Consider the following 16,537-nt stretch of genomic DNA (forward strand, 5'->3'; position numbering starts at 1 on the left):
GGCGGGGCGGGGGCGGGCCGGGGGTAGGAGGCGGGGCGAGGGTGGACCGGGGCGGGCCCGGGGGCGCGAGGGGCCGGGAACGGGGCGGGCGCGGGAGGCGGAAACCTTCGGCCGACGATGGTCACTTGGCGTGAAATAACGCCAATTGCCTGCGCGTACGTGCGCACCAAACCCATCCGCAACGGGTCTGACAGGTACGTGGTTCTCCCGCGCCCGTGCCCCCGGCGGCGGTCACCAACCCCCTGGCGCCAGGAGGCGACCATGTCACTGCGACTGCTGATCACCGCCGCGATCACCGGCCTGGTCCTCGCACTCCCCGGCGCCGCGACGGCCCAGGAGAGTGGGCCGGGCGGGGTGCCGGCCGCCGGGGACCCGTGCGATCCCGCCGTCGACATGGAGTACGCGGTCGACGCCGATGGGCGCGACCTGGCATGCGGCGCCGACGGCGCGTGGGCGCTCGTCGGCTCCGAGGAGGCGCCCGGCGACACCGGCGCCTCCGAGGAGCCCCCTGCGCCCGAGCCGGAGCCCGCGGAGCCGCCTCCCGACGACGAACCGGGGGCCGACCTCGACGGCACGCCGTGCGAGGAGGGGGCCGACGCTCCCGGGGAGCCCGGCGCGTGGGTCTGCGCCCCGGTCCTCACCGAGGAGTGCGAGACCACCGGGCACGTGTACCGCGCGGTCGGCGACGACGGGGCGCCCGTCCTCCCGGCGGAGCAGGCCGCCTGGGATGAGGCGTGCAACGGCGCGCAGCCCGGGGCGGGCGAATCGGCGGAGCCCCCTGCGTCGGTGCCCGAGGAGGTGCCCGACGACGAGGCTCCGGGCACGGAGTGCGGAGAGTCGACCGAGGGCGACACCTCCGGCGGCGTCGTCTGCGTCTGCCTCGACGGCGACTACGGCTGGTACCACGCGGGTTCGTGGTACTTCTACCAGGACATCTGGTACTGGTCGCACGGCGGCCACTACTGGTACTTCGCCGACGGGTCCTGGCTCAGGGCGGGTGCCGACGCGGTCGCCGGCATCGAGGACGCGGCGTCGGCACCGGCTCCGGCGGCGCCCAAGGCGCGGCCGGTCGCCGACAAGTCCGTCTACCTGCCGTTGACCGGCGCGCCTTTGGCGGGCTTCGTGCTCGCGGCGCTGGCACTTGCGGGCGCGGGCGGCGCGGCCTGGTGGCTCGCGCGCAGGCGCCGCACACGCGCCGGGGAGTGACCCCGCCCGGCGGCGCACCGGGTCGGTTCGGCGGCGCCGGGCCGCTCCGGTCGGCCCGACGCCGCCTCGTCCCGGCGCTCCGGCACAGCTCCCCGGCACGTCCCCGGCACGGCGTTCCGGCGCAGTGGACCGGCGGGGGCGGCGGCCGGTAACGGCCGCGCCGTGCCGGTGCCGATGTCGTGTCCGAAATCCGGCGAAACGCCGTGGCGAACGTGTCGAATGCCGTTTCGCGCCTCGATGGCGGGTCCGCTGTGCAACTATGCCGCCATGATCAACACCACGTTGCGTCACCGTACGATCACATTTGGCGCCGCCGGGCTGCTCGCCTCGGCGCTGCTCGCAGCGGGACCGCTCGCCGCCGCGCCCGCGGCGGCGGACACGACAGAGGCCCGGCTGCTCGGATACCGCGACCTCGACCGCGGCCTCAAGGTCGACAGCACGACGGTCGGCGGGCTCTCCGGCATCGACCGCGACCCGCGCACCGGCGAATACCTGATGATCAGCGACGACCGCTCGACCGTCGGCCCGGCCCGCTACTACACCGCGGACATCGACGTGCGGGCCTCCGGGGTCGAGGACGTCAAGATCACCTCGGCGACCGAGCTGACGAAGCCCGACGGGGGCGCCTACCCGTCCTACAAGCAGTCCATCGACTCGCCGTGCACCGGCCCGCAGCGCGCCTGCGACCGCGACGGCGCCGTCGACCCCGAAGAGCTGCGGGTGGACCCGGTCACCAAGAAGGTCTGGTGGAGCACCGAGGGGACCAACAAGTCCCCGACGGTGCTCAACCCGGCCCTGCGCGCGTCCAGCAAGGGCCGCACGGTCCAGGAGCTGCCGCTGCCCCGCGACTTCCGGTTCGACCGCGCCGAGCGGCGCGGCCCGCGCGGCAACCTCTCCCTGGAGGCGTTCGCGTTCACCGACAAGGGCAAGCGCATCGTCACGGCCCTCGAAGGGCCCATGATCCAGGACGGCCCGGCGCCCACACCGGAGAAGGGCGCGCTGACCAGGATCAGCGAGCACACGCGGTCGGGCGAGATCGCCGCGCAGTACGCCTACCCGCTCGACCCGGTCTTCGCGGCGCCCAAGGACCAGCCCTACATGGACAACGGGGTCCCCGCGATCCTGCCGGTCGACGACAAGGGGCGCTACCTGGTGCTGGAGCGCGCCTACTCCGACGGCAACGGGTACCGGATCCGCATCTACGAGGTCGACACCGCCAAGGCGCAGGACGTCCGCAGGATCGACTCGCTCGCGACCGAGCCGCCGACCCGCCCGCTGCGCAAGGAGCTGGTCGCCGACCTCGGCCAGATGGGGGTAGACCCGGTGTACAACGCCGAGGGCATGACGTGGGGGCCGCGGCTGCCCAACGGCGACCGCACCCTCGTGATGGTCGTGGACGACAACTTCTCCGCCGAGGAGAAGAGCCAGGTCATCGCGCTCACCGTGAGTTCCTGACCGCGGCGCGTGCGGTGGACCGCACGCGCCGCCACCACAACCGCGACCGCGCCCGACCGGGCGCGGTCGCGGCGCTGTTGCAGCGCAGTGGTGGCGCTGTCGCGGTTCGCCGGATCAGGCCCGGGTCAGGGTTTGCGCGCGACGCCGCCGTATTCCCAGACGGTCTTCGCTTGGTTGCGGGGCAGGCGCGCCGGCTCGCCGTTGCGCCAGGTGGAGACCTCGACCAGGCCGGGTTCGACGATCTCCAGGCCGTCGAACATCCGGGCGGCCTCCTCGGGTGTGCGCGCACGCCCCCACTCGGCGCCCGACGCCTTCATCTCGCGGGTGAACCGCGCCCCCTCCTCCGGGATGTGGCTCACCACGTGCGAGGCCGCCATCCATGAGCCGGACGGGAGCGCGCCGAGCAGGGTCCGCACGAGGCCGAACGGGTCGTCCTCGTCGGGGATGCAGTGCAGCAGCGAGATGAGCATCAGGGCGACGGGCCGGTCGAAGTCGATCAGCCGGCGCACCTCGGCGGCGTCGAGGATGTCCGACGGCGTGCGGACGTCGGCCGTGATGACGGCGGTGTCGTCGTTGTCGGCGAGGATGGCCCTGCCGTGGGCGAGGACGATGGGGTCGTTGTCGACGTAGACGACGGCGGCGCCCGGCTGGTGGCGCTGCGCGACCTGGTGGACGTTGTCGACGGTCGGCAGCCCCGAGCCGAGGTCGATGAACTGGCGGACGCCGTGCTCGCGCGCGAGGTATTCGACGCTGCGGCCGAGCCAGGCGCGGTTCTCCTTGCACACCTCGATGGTTTCGGGGGTGTGCTCCATCAACGACGCCAATGCCTGCCGATCGGCCTCGAAATTGTCCTTGCCGCCGAGGGCCGCATCGTAGATGCGGGCGACGGTGGGCACACCCATGTCGAGTTCTGCTGGCGGGAACTGTCCGCTCATGGCACCTCATTCAGCACGGGGAAGCGTCCGGGGGAAGCGTCGTCCGCATCCTATATCCGCCTTATCGGGCCCGGAGTCCGATAACCCTAAATCCCGGCTGCTCAGGACGTATTCGTGAATTCCCGCGATGGATATCGGCGCCCCTGGCGCGAAAAGGGGTCGAATGCCGGGATTGGCGTTTGATCGGCCTTTTTGCCGTTTTCTCGGCGCGGAGTCCCCCACCCGCTGCGCGTCCGCGCTCCTCACATGCTCCTCACATCAGGACGACCTGGCGGACCGCCTCGCCCGACGCGAGGCGGTCGAAGCCCTCGTTCACCTCGTCCAGGCTCAGGCGGCCGGACAGCAGTTCGGTGACGGGCAGCAGCCCGCGTTTGTAGAGGGAGATGTAGGCGGGGATGTCGCGGGCGGGCACACCGGAGCCGAGGTAGCTGCCGCGCAGCGTGCGCTCCTGGGCGGCGAGGGTGACCGCGGGGATCGACAGCAGCCGGTCGGGGTGCGGCAGACCGACCGTGACGGTGGTGCCGCCGGGGCGGGTGGCGAGGTACGCCTGGGCGAGGACGTCGGCGCTGCCGGTGGTGTCGATGACCTTGTCGGCGCCGCCCCCGGTCAGGTCGCGCACCGCCGCGACCGCGTCCGCGCCGCCGGGCAGCCGGTCGGTGGCGCCGAGGCGCCCGGCGAGGTCGCGCTTTGCCGCCACCGGGTCGACCCCGACGAGCCGCTCCGCGCCCGCCACCCGCACGCCGAGGACGGCGGACAGGCCCACGCCCCCGAGCCCGAACACCGCGACCCGCTCCCCCGGGCGCACGTCGGCGGCCCTCAGCGCGGCGCCGACACCGGTGAGGACGGCGCAGCCGAACAGCGCGGCGACCTCGAAGTGCAGGTCGGCGTCGACGCGCACGGCGGAGTCGGCGGAGACCACGATGGACTCGGCGAACGCGGACACGCCGAGGTGGTGCGCCGGGGCCGAGCCGTCCTCGGCGTACCAGCGCCGGCCGCCGCCGACCAGGTCGCCCGCGCCGTTGGCGGCGGCGCCGCGCTCGCACAGCGCAGGGCTGCCGTCCAGGCAGCGGGCGCAGGTCCCGCAGGACGCGACGAAGCAGAGCACGACGTGGTCGCCCACCGCGAACCGCCCCTCGGTGCCCGCGCCGAGCGCCGCCACCTCGCCGGCCGCCTCGTGGCCCAGGACCATCGGCACCGGCCGGGGCCTGTCGCCGTTGACGACCGAGAGGTCGGAGTGGCACAGCCCGGCGGCGCGCACGCGCACGCGCAGCTCCCCCGGCCCGGGCGGGCGGAGTCCGAGTTCGCGGATGCGGATGGGCCGGGTCTCGGCGTATGGGCCGGGGTCGCCGATCCGCTCCAGAACGGCGGCGCGCACGGCCGGTGTGTCGGGGGCCGAGGTGTCGGGTGCCGGTGTCATGGCTTCCTCCGCAGTTCTTCCAGCGCCGCGCGCAGTTTCCCGTCGATGCGGACCGGCCGCCGGGTGCGCCGGTCGCAGAAGACGTGGGCGAACCGGCCCTCGGCGACGAGGGTGCTGCGGTCGCTCCGGTACAGGCCGATCTCGTAGCGGACCGAGGAGTTGCCGAGGTGGCCGACCCGGATCCCGGCGGCGAGGACGTCGGGGAAGGCGAACTCCGCGGTGTAGACGCAGGAGGACTCGACGCACAGGCCGACGACGGGGCCGTCCCGGAAGTCGAGGCCGCCGCGCTCCACGAGCCACGTGTTGATGGCGGTGTCCATGAAGGCGTAGTGGACGGTGTTGTTGACGTGGCCGTAGACGTCGTTGTCGGCCCAGCGCGTGGGGATCTCCGTCCAGTGGGGATAGACCGGATCCGTGGCCGGGGCCGTGGCCGGATCCCGGTCCGAATCCCGGTCGGGGCCTGCGCCGGGGCCGGAACCGGGGTCCGCGTCGGCTGCGGTCATCGTCACCTCTTCGGGGCGTCCTCGTCCGCGGGCGCCGCTGCGCGCCGCCGGTAGGCACCGTACCCCGCCGCCCGAAGGCGGCGGGGTACGGTGCCCTGCCATGCGCGGCCGCGGACGGTCCTGGGCGGCGGGTCAGTGTCGAGTCGGCGGCGGGTCAGCGGACGGTCGTGCGCGTCAGGGGCAGGTCCTTCGTCTCCCGGAACGCCGCGATGATCACGACCGCGCCCACCGCGGCGGCGCCCATGAGGTAGTAGGCGGGGCTGACCGGGCTGCCGGAGGTGGTGACCAGCCAGGTCGCGACGAACGGCGCGGTCCCGCCGAACAGGACGTAGGCGGCGGTGTAGCCGACGGCCGAGCCGCTCGCGCGGAGCTGGGCGGGGAACATCTCCACCATCGCGGGGACGTTGGAGGTGCCGATCACCGCGACGAGCATCGCGAGGACCGACGTGCCGAGCATCGCGCCCGCCAGTCCCGTCCCCATCAGGGCGAAGGCGGGCACGGTGAGCAGCACGAAGCCCAGGCACGCCGTGAGGAGCATCGGGCGGCGGCCGAACCGGTCGCTCGCCATCGCCGCGAACGGGCACAGCAGCGAGTAGGCGAGCATCGACACGACGCTGGTGAGCAGCGCCTCGGTCTTGCTGAAGTGCAGCGACTCCGACATGTAGGAGATCATGTAGCTGCTCATGAAGTAGTAGCCGATGGCGTTGGTGATGCTGTACCCGAAGAGGGTGAGGATCTGCCGCCCCGACAGCCGGAACGCGTCGCGCAGCGGACTGCTGCGGACCTCCTCGGAGCGCTGCATCTCCCGGAACACCGGGGTGTCGTCCAGGCGCGAGCGCAGGTAGAGACCGATGACGCCGAGGGGCCCGGCGATCAGGAACGGCACCCGCCACCCCCAGGAGTACAGCGCCTCCTCGCTCAGCGACCCGGTGAGCACCACGCCGACCAGTGAGCCGGCGACCGCCGCGACGCCGACGGTGAGCGGGACCGCGCTCGCGTAGCGCGCCCGGCGGTCGGCGGGGGCGTACTCCATGATGAAGGAGGAGGCCCCCGTGTACTCGCCGCCGGTGGAGAACCCCTGCACGGTGCGCATCAGCAGCAGCAGGACGGGCGCCGCCAGGCCGATGGTGGCGTACCCGGGCAGCAGCCCGATCGCGAAGGTCGAACCGCTCATGCAGAGGACGCTCAGGGCGAGGGCCCGGTTGCGGCCGATCCGGTCGCCGTAGTGGCCGAAGAACAGCGCTCCGAGCGGGCGCGCGATGAACCCCGCCGCGAAGATCGCCCAGGTCGCCAGCAGTGCGGCGGCGGGGTCGAACTGGGGGAAGAACAGCACGGCGATGGTCGCCGACATGACGGCGTAGGCGCCGGAGTCGAACCATTCCACGAAGTTGCCGATGGCCGTGGCGACGGTGACCTTGCGGCGGACCCGCGCCAGCGCGGCGGGGTCGGTGGCGGGGTCGGTGGCAGGTTCTTTGGCGGGCTCGGCGGCCGGGTTGCCGCCCGGCTCGGCCGGGGGCGGCTGGTCGTCTCTCAGCATGCTGGACTCCTCGGAGGTCGGTGCGCGAACGCGGTGCGGGGCGGGCCCGCGGCCGCCCGAGCCCGAGGGCGGGTGCGGGCGTATCGGTCGTTACGAGTGATTGCGGGTGGTCGCGGGTGGTTGCTCGTGACTGCCGGTGGTCGCGGCGGGTGGCGGAGCCGGGTCAGTCCCCCGGCGCGGCGTCGCGGGCGCGCAGCTGCGCCCGCTGGACCTTGCCGGTGGCGGACCGCGGCAGGCGGTCGACGAAGGCGACCTCCCTCGGGTAGGCGAAGCGGGAGTAGGAGTCCTTGGCGAACCGGGAGATCTCCGCGGCCAGTTCGGCGCCGGCGGTGTACCCCTCCGCCAGTTCGATCCACGCCTTGACCAGGTGTCCGCGCAGCGGGTCGGGCAGGCCCACGACGCCCGCGTCGGCGACGGCGGGGTGCTCGCGCAGGGCCGCCTCCACCTCGTAGGGGCCCACCCGGTAGCCGGACGTCTTGATCACGTCGTCGGTGCGGCCGAGGAACCAGTAGTACCCGTCGGCGTCCATGACGGCCTGGTCCTTGGTGCGGTACCAGGTGCCGCCGAAGCTCTCCTCTGTCGCCTCGGGGCGGTTCCAGTAGCCCAGCGGGAACTGGGGGTTGCTGCGGGCGCGCAGGCACACCTCGCCGGGGGTCCCCTGGTCGACCGGGCGGTCGTGCGCGTCGAGGAGCGCCACGTCCCAGCCGGGCAGCGGGCGTCCCATGGAGCCCGGTTTGACGGGGACGCCGGGGAAGTTGCCGAGCAGCGGGTAGGACTCGGTCGACCCGTAGTAGTCGAGCAGGGTCACGCCGAACTGCTCCCGGAACCAGGAGATCAGGTCACCGGTGAGGGGCTCGTTGGCGGAGCACACCGTGTGCAGGGCCTGGGGGTGGCGCGTCCCCGCGTCGGGGACGTCGGCGCGCAGTTTGCGCAGGAAGGTGGGGTTCACCAGGGCCGTGGTCACCTTGGCGCGGGCCATGGCGGCGAGCAGACCTTCGGGGTCGAACCCGGCGGCCGGGCGGTAGACCAGGTGGGTGGCTCCGGCCCGCAGCGGGCCCATGAGCTTCGCCATCGACCACGCCCAGTCGCCGGCGCCGTAGAACACGTCGCCGGGGCCCAGGCCGTGGCAGTACGTGAACTCGTTGTGGCCGAGGAGGGTGCGGTGCGCGTGCACGATCCCCTTGGCCGGGCCGGTCGTCCCGGAGGTGTAGAAGATGAGCGCCGGGTCGTCCGCCCTGGTGTCGGCGGTGGTGAACTCCGGCGGGTGGGCGCCAACGGCGGGGTCGTCGACGTCGAGGACCGCGATCCCCTCCCCCGCGGTCCCCTCTCCGGCAATAGCCGTGGCGCGCTCCAGCGCCGCCGATTCGGTGACCAGGACGCGGGCGCCGGAGTCGGCGAGCCGATAGGCGATCGGCTCGTCGGCCCACAGCAGCGACATGGTGACCAGGACGGCGCCGGTGCGGAGCACCCCCAGGTAGGTGGCCGGGGTGTCGGGGCGCTGCGGCAGCAGGACGGCCACCCGGTCGCCCTTGCGCACGCCGAGGGCGTGCAGGTGGGCGGCGACCCGGTTGGAGCGGTCCCGGACCTGCGCCCAGGACACCTCCTCGCTGTGCCCGGTGTGGTCCTGGAAGACGAGGGCCGTCCACTCGCCCGGGTGGTGGTCGGCCACGTCGGCGGCCATGTTGTAGTGCTCGGGGACCTCCCACCGGTGCTCCGCGCAGAGCCGCCGGTAGTGGGCGTCGCCCGCTGCCAGCTCGGCCGCGCTCGGCCCTGCCGGTCCGGGGGTGGTGTCCGTCGTGCTCACTGCGTGCTGCTCCTGTGTTGAAGGCGGGTGTTGGAGGAGGGCGCCCGTGGTGGGTCCGGGCGCCCGGAGTCGGATACAGAGTCGGGTTCGAGGCCGCGTGCGGGGCCGGGTGCGGGTCAGCGGCGCTTTTCGAGGAAGCGGCGCATCTCGCGCTGCGGCTCCCCGGTGGCGTAGGCGGCCCGGTGGACCTCCTTCGCCGCGTCGATCGACTCCTCGAGCGCCGCGTCGTCGATGGCGCGCAGCCGGGACTTGGTGAGGGCGACGGCCCCGGGCGGGAGTTCGGCGAGGCGCCCGGCGAGGGCGACCGCCTCTTCGAGGACCGCGTCGGCGGGGACGAGCGCGGTGAGCAGCCCGAGGCGGTGGGCTTCGGCGCCGTCGACCAGTTCACCGGTCAGGGTGAACTCGATCGTCTTCGCCTTGCCGAGGATGTCCCACATCGCCCAGATCCCGGTGATGCTGGGGATCCCCGACCGGACCTCCGGCTGGCCCATGCGCACGCCGTCGTGGCCGATGCGCAGGTCGGCGAGCAGGCTGAACTGGAATCCGGATCCGGCTGCGACGCCGTTGACGGCGGCGACCGTCGGCTTGTCGAGCCCGCGGATGGCGCGGTAGAGGGTGGCGAAGTCGTCGATCCAGCCCTCGGCGGCCGCGTGGTCGTCGGGGTCGAAGGAGGCGGTCTCGGCGAGGTCCTGGCCGGCGCAGAACGCGCGCCCGGCGCCGGTGATGACGACGGCGCGGCAGCGCTCGTCCCGCCCTGCCTCGGCGAACGCCTCGACCAGGCGGGTGCGCATGGCGTGCGTCCAGGCGTTCAGCTTCTCGGGGCGGTTCAGGGTGACGACCGCGACCGTTCCGGGCCCGGCCTCCTCGTAGCGCAGCAGGACCGCGTCCTCGGTCCCGCCGGTTGCCGATGTCGCCATGAACTTCCCTTCACAAATGCACAACCGGTGACGGTGTCGATGCCGGTCGCTTTTCGGTTCGGTGGGCGCCTCACCTCGGTGGCGAGCCGCTGAACGTCATGCAAACAGGTGATCCACACCACCGTCCAACACCGTTAGCGACTCATGGTGATATCGAGTCGATATGATCGCGGCCATGGAACTGCGGCATCTGCGCTATTTCACGGTTCTGGCCGAGGAACTGCATTTCGGTCATGCCGCGGCGCGCCTGCACATGGCGCAGCCCCCGCTGTCCCAGCGGATCCGCGACCTCGAACGCGAGCTCGGGGTCCGGCTGTTCGACCGCACCCGCCACAAGGTCCGGCTGACCGAGGCCGGTGCGCTCCTGCTGGAGCACGCGCGCCCCGTCCTCCAGAGCGCGGAGGCCGCGCACGAGGCGATGCGCCGAATCCGCCCCGGCGAGAGCGGTGTGCTGCGCGCGGGCGTGCCGCCCGACACCGTCCCCGCCACGCTGCGGACCCTGGTCGCGGAGTTCACCCGGGAGGCGCCCGACGCGCTGATCGACCTCCAGGAGATGACCACCGACGAGCAGCTCGCCGCGCTGCGCGAGGGCCTGCTCGACGCGGGCATGGTGCGCCACCCCTGCGACACCGCGGGGCTGGAGTGCGGGCCGATCGCCCGCCGCGCGCTCGGCGTCGTACTGCCCGTTGACCACGAACAGGCCGGGGCCGGGACGGTCGACCTGCGCGACCTCAACGGCCAGCCGCTGGTGATCTTCCCCCGCGCCATGGCGCCGCGGCTCTACGACCACGTCCTGTCGGTGTGCGGGTCCGCCGGGTTCCGCCCCGGTGCCATCCGGCACGCGCGCAACCCCCACTTCAGCAACGGACTGGTGCTGGCCGGGCGCGGCGTCCACCTCAACGAGCGCCCGCACAGCGGGCCGCCCGAAGGGCTGTGCTGGCGCCCGCTGGCCGACACCCCCTTGTCCTGGCAGACGTCGACCGTGTGGGCGCCGCGCCGGCGCCACCCCATGATCGACGTGTTCAGCGAGGCGGCGACCGCCGGACTGGCCGCAGCGGGCCACCTGACCGGCGCGGAGGGTTCACCGCTCTGACGCCTTCTCCGGGCCTCTGTACCTCTCCCGCACCACCGACGCCGACGCGACCTCGGAGAAGGCCCGCACGGTCTACGACCCGGGCTGGGGCGCGGCCACCCAGCGCGCGAAGGCCATGGTGCGGCCGGACGGCTCCCTCGCCGCGGGGTCGACGTTCGTGTCCGTCTTCCCGCGCACCACCAGCGGCGGCGCCGACAACCCCACCGACGTCTGCGCCTCGTTCACCCCCGGCCTGCCGACGTCACGACGGCGGGCGCGCCCGGCACCGGCGGACCGGTGGATCCGCGCGTGCTCTCCGGGCCCGCCTGATCCGGGCGGCCACGCGACCCAGCGGCGTTGCGCGCAGTTCGCACCAGGTCAGCCGCGTGCGGGCCGGCCATGCACCGGGACAGTGTCCGCTGCGGTGAGCACCTCGGACCAGAGGGCGTCGGTCGCAACGGGCGCCGCCCGGGTGACGAGGCGGTTGGTGCCCAAAGCCAGGGCGACCCCGCGGTCGGGGACGAAGCCGACCGCGCAACCGGTGAAGCCGGGGTGGCCCACAACGACCTCCGGCGTCCCGTCGATGACCCGCGCGTAGCGCCGGAAGCCCAGCGCCTGGCCCGCGTCCGGTCCGGGCGCGGTGAACTCCGCGACGATGCGGGGATCCCACAGGTCATCGTGGGCCGAGGCGTCGGCGAGCACCGAGGCCCAGGTCAGCATGTCCCCGACCGTCGAGAACAGGCCGGCGTGCCCGCTGACCCCCGCGAAGGCGTGGAACGCTTTGCCGTCGTTGGCGTCCCCGACGACGAGCGCGTCGCGCCACCCGTCGAAGCCGCCGGTGCCGACCACGACCGGGTAGGGGTCGCCCGTCGCGACCATCCGCCGCTCCGCGGCGTCGCCGAACGCGCTCGCCGCCACCGGCGCGCCGGGAGGCGGCCGGAAGCCGGTGGCGTGCAGGCTGAGAGGGCCCGTGACCAGGCCGGACACGGCGTCGTTCAGGTCGGCCCCTGTCACGGCCTCGATGACCCGTCCCAGGAGCATGAAGCCCAGGTCCGAGTAGTGGCGGCCGGTGTCGGGCGGGTGGCGCAGCGGGAGCGACTCGGCGAGGGCCGCCGCCGCGGCGGGGTCGCCCGGCGCGGCGGCGTACAGCGGCTGCCATTCCCACAATCCGGCCCGGTGCAGCAGCAGGTGGCGCAGCGTGATGCGGTCCTTGCCGCCGCCGGCGAACCCCGGCAGGTAGTGCGCCGCCCGGTCGTCGAGGCCCACCGACCGGTCGGAGACGAGCCGGATCAGGGCGGTCGTCGTGGCGACGGCCTTCGTCACCGACGCGACGTCGAAGCGCGTGTCGGTCGTCGCCGGTTCGGCCGCCACCGCGCCGACGGCGGGCACGCGGTTACCGGCCGCGGCGATCTCGCGTGCGCCGCCCGCCCGCAGTCCGACGACCGCGCCGAGCGGCCCGTGCTCCGCGCCGGCGCCGCACCCGGCCACCAGTCGGTCCGCGGCCGCCGCGGGGGTCACCGTGCGTCCTCGGCGGGCGACGGCACCCGCACCCCTGTGGCACGTGGGGCCGCCTCGGGGGCAGGAGTCATCTCGCCACCTCCATTGCTGCGCGTTCGTTGCGACAAGGGTCCCCGGCGGCCGTTCCCACCGGGCCCCGCGCACGCAAGAATGACATCGGCGGCGCCGGGACCGGGAACCGGCGCACGGCCCCACCACCCCCGGCAGCTGAGGAGGACCGCGTGCCCCCTGTCGGCCTCATCATCGCGCTGATCCTGCTGGTGGTCGCCGCCGCCGTCGTGGCGATCGTGCTGGCCGCCCGCGCCGCGCACGCGCGCCGCGTCGCCGAGTTGCAGGCGTGGGCGCAGCGGAACGGGTTCCGCTACGAGGGGGACCGCCCCGACCTCGTTTCCGAGCACGCGGCGTCGTCCGGCCGCCGGTCCGTGCGCCACGTCCTCTCGGGGAACCGGCACGGCTACTCCACGCTGATCTACGAGCTGAGCGTGCGCACCGGTCATGGCGACTCCGCCCGAACGCGCAACTACCAGGTGGTCGCGCTCGACCTCCCGTCGCCGACCCCCACCCTGTCCCTCAGCCGCGAGGGTTTCGGCTCGCGCGTCCTCGAATTCCTCGGCGTCCACGACCTCCGGGTCGGCGACCCCGTATTCGATGAGACCTACCGGGTCGAGACCTCCGACGCCGGGTTCGCCATGGCGGTGCTCACGCCCGACATGCGCTCCTGGCTCATGACGGCCATGGAGTACCTGGACTCCGGCATCTCCTTCACCGGCCGCCGCCTGGTCAGTTCGCGGCACACGTCCGGTTCCCGCTCCGATCCCGATGCCGGGCTGGTCACCGCCGACTACCTCGCCGGCACCCTGGCGCGCGTCCCCGCCCAGGTGTGGCGGGCCGCGCCGCCGCCGGGGATGTACCCGGGCCCGCAGTGGTGAGTGGCGCCGAGCCCGCGGGAGCGGGATCAGGTGGTGGCCGGGGCGGCGGCGTACTCCTGGTCGGTGACGGGGGTCAGCCAGTGCACGGCGTCGTGGTCGGCGTCGCCCTCGTTGATGGCCAGATGGACCATGAGCCGGTTCGGTGCGGCGCCGTGCCAGTGCTCCTCGTCGGCCTCGAACAGCACGCGGTCACCGGGCCGGATGACCTCGACCGGCCCGCCCCGGCGCTGGCACAGGCCGATCCCTTCGGTGACGAAGACGGTCTGGCCCAGCGGGTGGCGGTGCCAGTGGGTCCGCGCCCCTGGCATGAAATGCACCAGGTTGGCGCTGACCCGGGAGGGGGCGGGCGCCGCGGCGACGGCGTCGATGTAGACGTCACCGGTGAACCAGTCGGCGGGGCCCTTTGTAGTGGCGATCGAGCTTCGCGTGATCTGCATGATCGTTCCCTTCCCCTGAATATCGCGGGGTAGACCGGTGGGGCCCGTGGCGCGTGGGCGGCGCAGTGGCTATTGGGGTGCCGGTCACTCAGACGGTGAGCAGTGTCTTGACGGCGCGGCGCTCGTCCATCGCCTGGTAGGCCTCAGCCGCCTGGTCGAGCGGGAGGGTGCGGTCGAAGACCTTCCCCGGGTCGATTTCGCGCCGCCAGATCAGGTCGATCAACCCGGGCAGGAAGCGGCGCACCGGCGCCGGGCCGCCGTGCAGGTGGACCTGGGAGAAGAACAGCTCCTCGCCGCTGAGCGCGACGTCATGGTTGACGCCCACGAAGCCGACGTGGCCGCCGGGGCGCGCGGAGCCGATGGCCTGGCGCATCGATTCCTGGGTGCCGACCGCCTCGATGACCGAGTGGGCGCCCAGGCCGCCGGTGAGCTCCTTGACCTTGGCGACGCCGTCGTCGCCGCGTTCGGTGACGATGTCGGTGGCGCCGAACTCGCGGGCCAGCCGCTGCCGCGGCTCGTGGCGGCTCATCGCGATGATGCGCTCCGCTCCCAGTTGGCGGGCCGCCAGCACCGCCATGAGGCCCACGGCGCCGTCGCCGACGACGGCGGCGGTCCTGCCCGGGCCGGCATCGGCGGCGACCGCGCCGAACCAGCCGGTGCCCAGCACGTCGGATGCGGCGAGCAGGCTGGGGATCAGGTCGGGGTCGGGCGTGCCGGGGGTGGCGACGAGGGTGCCGTCGGCGTGCGGGATCCTGGCGCGCTCGGACTGGGTGCCGACCTGTGCCATGAACACGCGGTCGACGCAGGACGAGGGGTAGCCGGAGCGGCAGATCTCGCAGGTGCCGTCGGAGGCGACGAATGAGCCCACGACGAACTGGCCGGGTTCGACGCTCGCGACCGCGCTGCCGACCTCATCCACGACGCCGACGTACTCGTGGCCCATCTGCGTCGGTCCGGCGACCGGCTCGACCCCGCGGTAGGGCCACAGGTCGGAGCCGCAGACGCAGGTCGCCGCGAGTCGGATGACCGCGTCCGTGGGCGCGGTGATCGCGGGTTCGGCGACGTCCTCCACCCGGACGTCCCCCGGGGCGTGCAGCACCGCAGCGCGCATGATGATCCTTCTTCCTTGCTTGCGTTCGTACCGGCTCTCGTACCGGCTATCCGGCCGGTTCCCGGCCCGGCTCTCGGACCGGATCTCCGTCCGGCTCCCCGCCGGGCGGCCGCCGCCCCGCCCGCTCCGGTGCGAGGCCGGTCCGCGCCGGCACGCTGCCGCTCCGCTGGGTGCGGGCGCCCGCGGTTCCAGGCTTGCAGGGGCGGCGTCACGGACCAGCAAAGCGCGGCCCGGGGCGATGGAGAAGTTTCCGTAAAAGGGTGTACCGGCAGTACACCGCTCGGGCCGGGCACGCCGCGTACGGTCGAAGGGTGGGCAACCGTGACGAAGTCCGCGAGTTCCTCCGCTCGCGGCGCGCCAAGATCGCCCCGGAGCAGGCCGGGCCGCCGTCCGGGTCCCGGCGCCGGGTCCCGGGGCTGCGCAGGAGCGAGGTCGCGGCGCTGGCCGACGTCAGCGTCGAGTACTACGCCAAGCTCGAACGCGGCAGCCTCGCCGGGGTTTTCCCCCGCCGTGCTCCAGGCGCTCGCCCGCGCGCTGCGGCTCGACGACGCCGAGCGCGCCAATCTGCTGCACCTGGCCCAGGCCGCCGACGGCTCCGACACCCTGGCCCGGCCGCGGCGCCGCTGGGGCGCGCACGACGTCCGCCACCACGGCACCGGCACCAAGCGCTTCCACCACCCGGTCGTGGGCGATCCCACCCTCGCCTACGAGGGCTTGGAGATGGCCGCTGAGCCGGGGCTGACGCTCACCGTCCACGCCGCCGAGCCGGGCTCCGCTTCGGAGGAGGGGCCGCGCCTGCTGGCGTCCTGGGCCGCCACGCAGGAGTCGGACGGCCCGGCGCGGCCGCTCGCGGCGGACTGATACCCCGGGCCCGCCCGTCGCAGGGCGGCCGCTCCCGGCCGCGCGGTCGGCGGCGCCGCTGGTGGCGGGACCGCCGGGGACTCCCGGCCGCCTCGCTGCCGCAAAGGGAACGCGGCGGGCGGTTCCCGCGTCCCATGCACGGCGGTATCCGCGACGACACATGAGGATGGGCGGCCATGAGGTCCAGGCGCACGAGAAGGACGCACATCAGGGGCGGAGGGCGCATCCTCGGTGTGCTGGTCCTCGCGGGGTTCGCGTTCGTGCTGACCCTGATCGGGGGGATCTTCAGCTTCGTGGGGACCCTCGACTACCGCGAGTACACGGGCCGCGCCGACGCGACCGTGGTCGAGCGGCGCGTCGAGTCCGACACGGACACGGGCACGAGCAGGCAGCGGCGCGACGACGACGTCGACATCACGGTCTACGTCGACTACCAGGCGGAGGGCCGCACGTTCGAGCATGTGACGCTCAACGGGCTGAACCCGGACGACCACCAGGAGGGCGACCGGGTCCAGGTGGCGTACCCGCCAGGGGAGCCCGGGGAGATCGTGACCGTCGCGAGCACCGAGGAGGGCGCGTTCCGGATCTTCGGCTACATCGGGGTGCCGCTGCTGGTCCTCGGGCTCGCCCTCGCCGGGGCCGCGGTGTTCGTGCTCGTGCGGCGGCGCCGGTCCGGGCCGGGCGACGCCCCGTACCCGCCGCCCGGCCCGCACTCCCCTCCCTACGGCCCGCCGCCGAACGGCCCGTACCGCTGAGCCGGATCCCCGTCGGCCGGGACCCTTGGGGCGGGGACCCTGTTCATCGTGGGCCTAGTTCAGCATGGGCCTTGGTCAGC

General features: G+C 73.8%; 16 protein-coding genes. 6 read left to right on the top strand and 10 right to left on the bottom strand.

Annotated features, from left to right (window positions below; translation table 11 throughout):
- Nucleotides 1-261: 261 nt before the first annotated feature.
- Both CLV63_RS02795 and CLV63_RS02800 read left to right on the top strand, forming a co-directional pair.
- Complete coding sequence (locus CLV63_RS02795; protein ID WP_106581288.1) at nucleotides 262-1,206, top strand: hypothetical protein; 945 nt, start codon at nucleotides 262-264, stop codon at nucleotides 1,204-1,206.
- Between the two features lie 267 nt (nucleotides 1,207-1,473).
- Nucleotides 1,474-2,661, top strand: coding sequence for an esterase-like activity of phytase family protein (locus CLV63_RS02800; protein ID WP_106581666.1), 1,188 nt, complete (start codon nucleotides 1,474-1,476; stop codon nucleotides 2,659-2,661).
- Nucleotides 2,662-2,786: 125 nt separating this feature from the next.
- On the opposite strand, the gene CLV63_RS02805 is transcribed toward CLV63_RS02800, so the two are convergent.
- The 6 genes from CLV63_RS02805 to CLV63_RS02830 all read right to left on the bottom strand — a co-directional run bounded on the left by CLV63_RS02805 (nucleotide 2,787) and on the right by CLV63_RS02830 (nucleotide 9,774).
- Nucleotides 2,787-3,596: an SAM-dependent methyltransferase gene (locus tag CLV63_RS02805; protein WP_106581289.1), complete on the bottom strand. Its 810-nt coding sequence runs from the start codon at nucleotides 3,594-3,596 to the stop codon at nucleotides 2,787-2,789.
- 253 nt (nucleotides 3,597-3,849) lie between these two features.
- Entirely contained in the window at nucleotides 3,850-5,013 is a 1,164-nt protein-coding gene (locus CLV63_RS02810) for a zinc-binding dehydrogenase (protein WP_106581290.1), read from the bottom strand.
- A complete protein-coding gene (locus CLV63_RS02815) occupies nucleotides 5,010-5,516 on the bottom strand; it encodes an acyl-CoA thioesterase (RefSeq protein WP_106581291.1) in 507 nt (168 codons plus the stop codon). Before CLV63_RS02815 ends, CLV63_RS02810 begins: the two co-directional genes overlap by 4 nt.
- Before the next feature lie 154 nt (nucleotides 5,517-5,670).
- Nucleotides 5,671-7,053 (bottom strand): MFS transporter, encoded by a 1,383-nt coding sequence (locus tag CLV63_RS02820; RefSeq protein WP_106581292.1) that lies wholly within the window; start codon nucleotides 7,051-7,053, stop codon nucleotides 5,671-5,673.
- 163 nt (nucleotides 7,054-7,216) lie between these two features.
- On the bottom strand, nucleotides 7,217-8,857 hold the full coding sequence (locus tag CLV63_RS02825; RefSeq protein WP_106581293.1) for an acyl-CoA synthetase: 1,641 nt from the start codon (nucleotides 8,855-8,857) through the stop codon (nucleotides 7,217-7,219).
- Nucleotides 8,858-8,973: 116 nt separating this feature from the next.
- Nucleotides 8,974-9,774, bottom strand: a complete 801-nt coding sequence (locus CLV63_RS02830; RefSeq protein ID WP_106581294.1) for an enoyl-CoA hydratase/isomerase family protein — start codon at nucleotides 9,772-9,774, stop codon at nucleotides 8,974-8,976.
- Between the two features lie 175 nt (nucleotides 9,775-9,949).
- On the opposite strand from CLV63_RS02830, the gene CLV63_RS02835 reads away from it, so the two are divergent.
- The gene (locus CLV63_RS02835) at nucleotides 9,950-10,867 is read left to right on the top strand and encodes a LysR family transcriptional regulator (protein WP_106581667.1); all 918 of its coding nucleotides are present in this window, start codon (nucleotides 9,950-9,952) and stop codon (nucleotides 10,865-10,867) included.
- A 72-nt stretch (nucleotides 10,868-10,939) separates the two neighbouring features.
- Here CLV63_RS02835 and CLV63_RS33990 read toward each other — a convergent pair whose 3' ends face one another.
- Nucleotides 10,940-11,092 (bottom strand): hypothetical protein, encoded by a 153-nt coding sequence (locus CLV63_RS33990; RefSeq protein WP_211301123.1) that lies wholly within the window; start codon nucleotides 11,090-11,092, stop codon nucleotides 10,940-10,942.
- Between the two features lie 132 nt (nucleotides 11,093-11,224).
- Nucleotides 11,225-12,364 carry a serine hydrolase domain-containing protein gene (locus tag CLV63_RS02840; protein WP_170134132.1) on the bottom strand — a complete coding sequence of 380 codons (1,140 nt, stop codon included), beginning with the start codon at nucleotides 12,362-12,364 and terminating at the stop codon, nucleotides 11,225-11,227.
- A 221-nt stretch (nucleotides 12,365-12,585) separates the two neighbouring features.
- On the opposite strand from CLV63_RS02840, the gene CLV63_RS02845 reads away from it, so the two are divergent.
- Entirely contained in the window at nucleotides 12,586-13,293 is a 708-nt protein-coding gene (locus tag CLV63_RS02845) for a hypothetical protein (RefSeq protein WP_106581296.1), read from the top strand.
- Nucleotides 13,294-13,319: 26 nt separating this feature from the next.
- Here CLV63_RS02845 and CLV63_RS02850 read toward each other — a convergent pair whose 3' ends face one another.
- Together CLV63_RS02850 and CLV63_RS02855 are read right to left on the bottom strand one after the other, a co-directional pair.
- The gene (locus CLV63_RS02850) at nucleotides 13,320-13,730 is read right to left on the bottom strand and encodes a (R)-mandelonitrile lyase (protein ID WP_106581297.1); all 411 of its coding nucleotides are present in this window, start codon (nucleotides 13,728-13,730) and stop codon (nucleotides 13,320-13,322) included.
- Between the two features lie 88 nt (nucleotides 13,731-13,818).
- Complete coding sequence (locus CLV63_RS02855; protein WP_106581298.1) at nucleotides 13,819-14,841, bottom strand: zinc-dependent alcohol dehydrogenase family protein; 1,023 nt, start codon at nucleotides 14,839-14,841, stop codon at nucleotides 13,819-13,821.
- Between the two features lie 510 nt (nucleotides 14,842-15,351).
- Between CLV63_RS02855 and CLV63_RS35345 the strand changes: the two genes are divergently transcribed.
- Both CLV63_RS35345 and CLV63_RS02865 read left to right on the top strand, forming a co-directional pair.
- Nucleotides 15,352-15,702 (top strand): MmyB family transcriptional regulator, encoded by a 351-nt coding sequence (locus CLV63_RS35345; protein WP_449288799.1) that lies wholly within the window; start codon nucleotides 15,352-15,354, stop codon nucleotides 15,700-15,702.
- Nucleotides 15,703-15,878: 176 nt separating this feature from the next.
- Nucleotides 15,879-16,457, top strand: a complete 579-nt coding sequence (locus CLV63_RS02865) for a DUF3592 domain-containing protein (RefSeq protein WP_106581299.1) — start codon at nucleotides 15,879-15,881, stop codon at nucleotides 16,455-16,457.
- Nucleotides 16,458-16,537: the final 80 nt, after the last annotated feature.

This window comes from Murinocardiopsis flavida (assembly GCF_003014485.1).
GTDB lineage: Bacteria > Actinomycetota > Actinomycetes > Streptosporangiales > Streptosporangiaceae > Murinocardiopsis > Murinocardiopsis flavida.

Coding starts and splice junctions, on each gene's coding strand:
- CLV63_RS02855 (WP_106581298.1), bottom strand. CDS start 14,841: ATGCGCGCTGCGGTGCTGCACGCCCCGGGGGACGTCCGGGTGGAGGAC.
- CLV63_RS02820 (WP_106581292.1), bottom strand. CDS start 7,053: ATGCTGAGAGACGACCAGCCGCCCCCGGCCGAGCCGGGCGGCAACCCG.
- CLV63_RS02865 (WP_106581299.1), top strand. CDS start 15,879: ATGAGGTCCAGGCGCACGAGAAGGACGCACATCAGGGGCGGAGGGCGC.
- CLV63_RS02835 (WP_106581667.1), top strand. CDS start 9,950: ATGGAACTGCGGCATCTGCGCTATTTCACGGTTCTGGCCGAGGAACTG.
- CLV63_RS02815 (WP_106581291.1), bottom strand. CDS start 5,516: ATGACCGCAGCCGACGCGGACCCCGGTTCCGGCCCCGGCGCAGGCCCC.
- CLV63_RS02850 (WP_106581297.1), bottom strand. CDS start 13,730: ATGCAGATCACGCGAAGCTCGATCGCCACTACAAAGGGCCCCGCCGAC.
- CLV63_RS02830 (WP_106581294.1), bottom strand. CDS start 9,774: ATGGCGACATCGGCAACCGGCGGGACCGAGGACGCGGTCCTGCTGCGC.
- CLV63_RS02810 (WP_106581290.1), bottom strand. CDS start 5,013: ATGACACCGGCACCCGACACCTCGGCCCCCGACACACCGGCCGTGCGC.
- CLV63_RS02795 (WP_106581288.1), top strand. CDS start 262: ATGTCACTGCGACTGCTGATCACCGCCGCGATCACCGGCCTGGTCCTC.
- CLV63_RS02805 (WP_106581289.1), bottom strand. CDS start 3,596: ATGAGCGGACAGTTCCCGCCAGCAGAACTCGACATGGGTGTGCCCACC.
- CLV63_RS02800 (WP_106581666.1), top strand. CDS start 1,474: ATGATCAACACCACGTTGCGTCACCGTACGATCACATTTGGCGCCGCC.